This is a genomic window from Psychrobacter sp., assembly GCF_035469765.1.
In the GTDB taxonomy this organism is placed as follows: Bacteria; Pseudomonadota; Gammaproteobacteria; order Pseudomonadales; family Moraxellaceae; genus Psychrobacter.
The window spans coordinates 1-6,928 of record NZ_DATIRM010000340.1; the positions used below are offsets into that span (position 1 = coordinate 1).

A 6,928-nucleotide genomic window follows, 5' to 3' on the forward strand; every position below is an offset into this window, starting at 1 on the left:
ACATAAAAGAAGTTCACTACGTTGGTCTGTAATAAAGTAAACAATCCCAAAAATCCCGAGAGACACCACACCACACTCATAACAACCATGATGCCTTTGATACGACCGTCAATCTTACCAAGCACGCCTGCCAGCATGCCATTGCTGTCTATTCGTGAAGCTCGTCGATGCAATTTTTGCAGGGGCGTGCCTTCTTCACTTTGCAGTTTTTCAGTAATTAGTAGTGGGTCGGTGGCAAAAACATGCTGCTGCGTCTCAAGAGTACGTACTAGCTCAGTCAATTGGTCTTGGGGCGATAGCATGGTCTGATGTCCGTATAAATCAATGGTGAAATAAAATATCAAATGTGTTGAAAATTATAATCATTAAAGCGTGTTTATTAATGCAATTATGACTTTATTTTTGAGGGTTATCGGTATTAATTTTAGCTATATTTGTTTTACTAACAAAAAACCTGACTATATGGTCAATAATTTCTAGCAGTTATCATAAATAAGCGGTATGCTAAAAACACATTAGAATCCTGATTTAAATATTTTCATCAAATATTCATACCTATTCTAATGTCAAATTCAGATTATACCCAGCGCTATACACCGTTATAAACAAAAGGTATCCTTATAGCGGCAAATAATAAAGATGAACGAATGAAAAGGGTCATATGCCTTTTTAGTAATCATAGGTAAAAATTTGGTTTTATAACATTGTAGTTGTCGAAGAACAAGCCTAGAGCGTATCAATAACAGAACACGAAGGACGGCTATTTAATATGGATATTAAATCTACTTCTCAATCGGCAGCAGCTAGAGGCTTAGCAAGCTAAAATACTAGACAACCAAAGTAAACGTATAAAAATCTGCCTGTTATGGCAGATTTTTTGTTCTTGTACATCATCTTCTATTAAAATAATACTGCAAAAATTCATCACATTATTAGTGTTCAGTATAAGTGACACACTTAGCCTATGGTAAATATGTTTTAATTGAATCAATATATTAAGAGCACTGTCTTAAATATTGCATCATAACCGCTATAAATAATAACAAGGATGAACGCCTTATGAATACTAAAAATTATTTTATCATCGGTGGTACAGGCGGTATTGGCAAAGCCATGATTGAGCAACTGGTACAGACTGCTACCAATGAACACGCCAGCACCGGTACAAATAACGGTATGAACACCAATACTGGCATTCGTGTCTTCGCCACGTACCATAAAAGCATTCCCGATTTTGAAGCAGACAATTTATATTGGATAGCGATGGATATCTGCGACGAGCAGAGCATCAAACAAGCTGTTGATTTGATTGCACATCAAACTGACCATGTCAACTGGGTGATTAACTGTGCAGGACTGCTACACAGCGGGGCGCAACAACCAGAGAAGGCGCTGCGTCAGGTTGAGACTGATTTTTTCTTAAAGAATATGCAAGTCAATGCCTTGGCAAGCCTGCTCATTGCCAAACATATCAAACCGCTATTAGCAAAAGCTGAGCGCAGTAATGACAAGCCAGCAATTTTTGCGACCATATCGGCAAGGGTAGGTAGTATCAGTGACAATCAACTCGGCGGTTGGTACAGCTACCGCATGAGCAAGGCGGCACTTAATATGGGTATGAAAAATTTGAGTATTGAATGGAGTCGCTCACTTAAAGAGGTTTGCGTAGTGGTGATGCAGCCGGGCACCGTCAATACCCAGCTATCAGCACCGTTCCAAGGAAATGTGGCTGACGGGCAGTTGTTCTCGCCAGCCTACAGTGCTGAATGCTTGCTTGAGGTACTTAGTAAGATGAATGCGACCCAATCGGGCAGTTTTGTAGATTGGGCAGGGGAATCGATACCTTGGTAAATATTAAAGCAACAATCAAAAATAACAATCAATTGCCTAATAGGTTACCAGTAAATCCATAAATTCGTTTACCGGTGTTTGCTCCAAGCGCTGCTGATCGCTACATAGTGCAAAAATCTCTGTGCAGCGACTATCGATAAACCGCGTTGCAAGACTGGCACGAAACTTTGCCTCCAATATCGGTAATCCTTCAGCACGGCGGCGTTTATGACCGATAGGGTATTCAATCGCTACCTTATCGGTACTACTACCATCTTTAAAAAATACCTGTATCGCATTGGCAATCGAGCGCTTACTTGGATCATGATAGTCTTTTGAATAGCCGGCATCTTCTTCAACGACCATTTTACGACGTAGACCATCAATCAAAATATGATGCTCGGCATGATAGTCATCTTCATAGTTTTCAGCCATCAAATCACCGGTGAGTAAAGCCACTGCAACCATATACTGCAAGCAATGATCTCGATCAGCAGGATTGGCCAGCGTCCCCTCTTTGGAGATAATCCGAATGGCTGAATCATGAGTGGTTAGGATAATTTTTTCAATCTCTTCAATTTGGTCATCGATGCGCGGATGCAAGATAACGGCCGCCTCACAAGCAGTTTGCGCATGAAACTCTGCAGGGAAGCTTATCTTAAATAAGACATTCTCCATGACATAGCTACCAAACTCACGCTGAAAGGTAAAGTAGCGCTCTTTTTCAGGCTTAAGAGCCAAATCTTTATTGGTATGGCTAAAGAGAACATCATAAAAACCCCACTGCGGCGCGGTCAATGCAGAGGGAATACCCATCTCGCCGCGGCGCGTAATATCGACTAAACGTACGGCGCGACTGGTGGCATCGCCTGCTGCCCAAGACTTACGGCTACCGGCATTGGGTGCATGACGATACGTACGTAGTGCCTGACCGTCCACAATAGCTTGAGAGATAGCCGCCATGATACGCTCATGTGGTAGTTTATAAAGTTTGGCAACGACAGCAGTCGACGCTAACTTTACTAAAAATACATGATCAAGACCCACACGATTAAAGGAGTTATCTAGTGCCAACACTCCTTGAATTTCGTGCGCCATAATCATGGCTTCTAGCACTTCCTTCATGATAAGCGGTGCGCGACCCTGACTGACGTTTTGCTGGCTAATATAATCTGCTACTGCCAAAATCGCTCCTAAATTGTCAGAGGGGTGACCCCATTCGGCAGCGAGCCATGTGTCATTATAATCAAGCCAGCGTACGATACAGCCGATATCAAAAGCGGCTTTTATAGGATCTAGACGGTAGGAGGTGCCGGGAACACGCGCGCCATTAGGGGTGATTTGATCCGCACAATCAGGACCTAAATGCTTGGTACATTCAGGAAAACGCAGTGCCAGTAATCCGCAGCCGATGGTATCCATCAGGCAGTAGCGAGCGGTATTCCAAGCATCAGCGCTATTGGGTGAGTCGTTATCTATAGAATAATTGAGTACATAATCGGCAATTTTTTAAATCTCGACGTCATACTCTGGTCGGACATTGCTTTCGACATTAGACATAACCTTTACCTCTTCCTTGAGTCAGATATGATGACAACCTATCAATCCTATTATGAATTAATAAGCCTGCTATTAAAAATAGCATACTCACAACCGAACCACAGTGAAGTAGTGTAAGACGACTTACGCCAAAGAGGATCAAACCATCAAATACAGTAAGCCGATAATAAACAACAACGCCAACATTAATAGTAAAAAGCTAAGAATGCTGCTTGCCGTACCTGAATTTTCCTTTTTAACTTTAACCTTTTTAATAATAGGTAGCACCATGATGACATGCTCAAGGCCGTCTTCGAGATAATGCTCGCCTTCAGCGATAAACCCAAGAGATTGGTAAAAGTTTAATAAATAAGTCTGGGCTGAGATGATAATGGGTTTTTTACCGTATTTTTTACGGCAATATTTGATGGCCTCTAGCATCATTTGGCGGGCGACACCATCGCCGCGATGTGCTGCCAACACCAGCACTCTACCAATCGATGGGATAGGACCTGATGGGGTTACAGCAGATTTTTTAGTGTTGAAAACAGGCGGAATGATGCGGCAATAGCCAATCAGCTGCTCATTTTGATGCGCGACCAGATGTAAGCAATCAAAGTCGACCTCATCCATGTCTTGATAAGGGCAATTTTGTTCCACCACAAATACTTGCGAGCGCGCTTTTAAAATGTGATACAGATCAACTGAGGTTAATTCATCAAAGGTTTTTATCGAAAATTCACAGGTCATAGTCAAATAGCTTTTAACAATTTAAAGGGTAGTAATAGCACTTAAAAATAAATCATGCATTAAAGAATGAGCATTATAACGATTTCGCCCCACATTAACTATTTAAGGTTTGACTGATTTTATCTAAGTTCAGACTATCTGACATGGCGCTGAATATTTCAAAGTACTTGCCGCGCTGTTCATATAGCGCTTCATGGGTACCAGTCTCAACCACACGCCCGTCTTCTATCACTACCAAGTCATCAGCATCGATGATTTGGGCGATATTGTGCGACACCATAATCACGGTACGGTCTTTTTTAATCAGATCTAAGCTTTTTTTGACCTGTTGACTGGCAATCGCATCAAGGCTGGCCGTTGGCTCATCCAAAAACACAATCGGGGGATCTTTTAAAAACATCCTTGCCAGTGCAATACGTTGCTGCTGTCCGCCAGATAGGGATTTTGCGGTACTCTCATAACCTTTGGCTAACGACATGATTTGCTCATGAATTGAGGCTTTTTTTGCTGCAATGATAATATCTTCATCAGTCGCATTCATATCGCCATAGCGGATATTTTCGCTAATCGTACCTGAGAAAATATGATTGCTTTGTAGTACCAAACCAATATTTTGGCGAAGCTCATGAGTATCACATTCCGCTAGATCATGCCCATCTAAATATATCTTGCCAGCATCCGGCTCATAAAATTTTACCAATAAGCTAATAATGGTGCTCTTGCCAGCACCGCTTAAGCCTACTAGTGCAGTAATACGATTGGGCTTGATGGTAAAGCTGACATCTTTTAGCGCTTGGGTGCCATTAGGATAAGTGAAGTCAACGTTTTTTAATTCAATGAGACCTTTTAAATCTTTACTGCTCCTGCCAGTGACGTTTTCAACTTGGCTTTCGTCCTCTAAAATCTCAAAAAAGCCTTCGGCATAGGTCAGCGCATTGTTGATTTGATCATAAATACGATGTAACTGTCGGATAGGAGCGGCGACATTCTGAAACAGCATCACGTGAAATAAAATCATACCAATGGTCATTTGACCCTTTAAGACAAAGTAGGCGGTCAATAAAATAATCACCACCACACCGATTTGCTCGATAAAGGTTTTTACCGCGTCATAAATAAAACCAATGCTACGAATACGCAGCTGATTATCGGTCATGTCTTTTTGAATCTGTAAATGCTTCTCCGCCTCGATAGACTCACGGACAAAGGACTTTACGACACTGATAGAATTAATCAACGAGATAACCAAACCACTTTTGGCTTCTCTAAAGCCACGCATCTGCCGCCGAAATCCTTGCAAACGCCTCGCTTGTTTTTGACTGATAAAAAAGTAAATCGGGATAATAATCAGACCAACCAAGCCTATCCAAAAATTGGTCGAAAACATAATAATCAGCGATACAATCGCACTGGCAAATAGCGGTAGCATATCGATAAAGAAGTTTTGCACCAAGCTGGTTAGGCTGCTAACACCATAATCGATACGAGTTTGCAATTTTCCGCTGTCGTTTTCACTACTGGTATAAAACGCCATTCGATAGGTTAAGATACGCTCAATAATTTTTTGTGATAAATCACGAGAGAGATTGATACGAATTTTTTCACCAAAGAAGCGCTGTCCAAAAGAGATGAATATCGACAATATCTCTTTGGTTAAGAGTACCGCACTAATGATGGTTAGCATGCGCACGCCAGCTTCCCATGGATCGGCAAGGGGAGCGATTTCGGTCAAAGTGTCCACGGCATAGCGCAACACAAAGGCATTAACTTGCGCGGTAAAGGAGCCAAGCACCGTTAGTATCAGTGTGGCAATAATGAGTAAACGGTAAGGTTTTGCAAATACAGCAAGCTTTTTGAGGATATCCCACAGCAATGCGCGCCGCTCAACTTTTTTGAGCGGCGGCTTGTTATCCAGTGGGGACTTACTGAGGGTAGGTGGGTTTGGCATGTTATTAGCGTAAAGTAAACTGACCTAAAAAGCCATACTAGGCATAGACTAAAGAAAACTAAAACGCATCTGCCGGTACAAAAACTTCACCTATCATGATACGACGTGCTGAGCGGCTCATCGATACTTTTTTGGCTTGCCAGCGACCGTTCACGCGTTCTGTTTTTCCGCCTACGAGCAATGTGCCAGAAGGATGACCAAAACGAACTTCACCTAATTCGCCTGCACCTGCGGCTTGGTTCACTAACGTGCCTTGCGTGGTCGCTGCTGCCGCAATGGCGACCGCTGCTGTACCCATCATTGCATGATGTAGTTGTCCCATGCTCATTGCGCGTACGACTAAGTCGATATCTTTAGCATTAACTGCTTTGCCACTTGAGGCGCTGTAACTTTGCGCAGGAGCTACCCAAGCAATTTTTGGAATATGCTGACTGGTTTGTGCTTCACTGACGTCTTTAAATAAGCCCATCGCCACACCGCCTTTGGCACGGATTTTTTCAAGCTTGGCTAAGGTTTCGCTATCGCTGTTGATATCACCTTGCAGCTCAGTACCAGTAAAGCCCAAATCTTCTGCTTTCATAAAGATAGTTGGGATACCCGCACTAATAAAGGTTGCTTTAACGCTATCAGTATTTAAGCCACAGCCAGCCACATCGAAGTCATCGATTAAATTGCCAGTGGGGAACATGTCACTTGAGGAATCTACAGGATCAATAAATTCAATTTTGACTTCAGCCGCAGGGAAGGTCACACCGTCTAATTCAAAATCGCCGGTTTCTTGAACTTGTACCTTGCATTGCGCGTCTAGATATACAGGCACATGGGCGATAATGGTTTTACCGATATTCTCTTGCCAAATAC

5 protein-coding genes and 1 pseudogene are annotated in these 6,928 nt (G+C 42.4%); 1 reads left to right on the forward strand and 5 read right to left on the reverse strand.

What is annotated here, in order from left to right:
* Window positions 1-302: pseudogene (locus VLN09_RS09405) on the reverse strand (DUF2868 domain-containing protein); the annotation flags it as partial.
* Window positions 303-1,059: 757 nt separating this feature from the next.
* Between VLN09_RS09405 and VLN09_RS09410 the strand changes: the two are divergent.
* Complete coding sequence (locus VLN09_RS09410; RefSeq protein WP_325245899.1) at window positions 1,060-1,851, forward strand: SDR family oxidoreductase; 792 nt, start codon at window positions 1,060-1,062, stop codon at window positions 1,849-1,851.
* 36 nt (window positions 1,852-1,887) lie between these two features.
* Here VLN09_RS09410 and VLN09_RS09415 read toward each other — a convergent pair whose 3' ends face one another.
* The 4 genes from VLN09_RS09415 to VLN09_RS09430 form a co-directional block, all read right to left on the reverse strand.
* Complete coding sequence (locus VLN09_RS09415) at window positions 1,888-3,336, reverse strand: bifunctional 2-methylcitrate dehydratase/aconitate hydratase (protein WP_325245908.1); 1,449 nt, start codon at window positions 3,334-3,336, stop codon at window positions 1,888-1,890.
* A gap of 192 nt (window positions 3,337-3,528) precedes the next feature.
* On the reverse strand, window positions 3,529-4,119 hold the full coding sequence (locus tag VLN09_RS09420; RefSeq protein WP_325245902.1) for a GNAT family N-acetyltransferase: 591 nt from the start codon (window positions 4,117-4,119) through the stop codon (window positions 3,529-3,531).
* A 94-nt stretch (window positions 4,120-4,213) separates the two neighbouring features.
* Entirely contained in the window at window positions 4,214-6,067 is a 1,854-nt protein-coding gene (locus VLN09_RS09425) for an ABC transporter ATP-binding protein (protein WP_325245904.1), read from the reverse strand.
* A gap of 58 nt (window positions 6,068-6,125) precedes the next feature.
* A partial coding sequence (locus VLN09_RS09430; RefSeq protein ID WP_325245906.1) for a PrpF domain-containing protein occupies window positions 6,126-6,928 on the reverse strand: 803 nt, incomplete at its 5' end.

Coding starts and splice junctions, on each gene's coding strand:
- VLN09_RS09410 (WP_325245899.1), top strand. CDS start 1,060: ATGAATACTAAAAATTATTTTATCATCGGTGGTACAGGCGGTATTGGC.
- VLN09_RS09420 (WP_325245902.1), bottom strand. CDS start 4,119: ATGACCTGTGAATTTTCGATAAAAACCTTTGATGAATTAACCTCAGTT.
- VLN09_RS09425 (WP_325245904.1), bottom strand. CDS start 6,067: ATGCCAAACCCACCTACCCTCAGTAAGTCCCCACTGGATAACAAGCCG.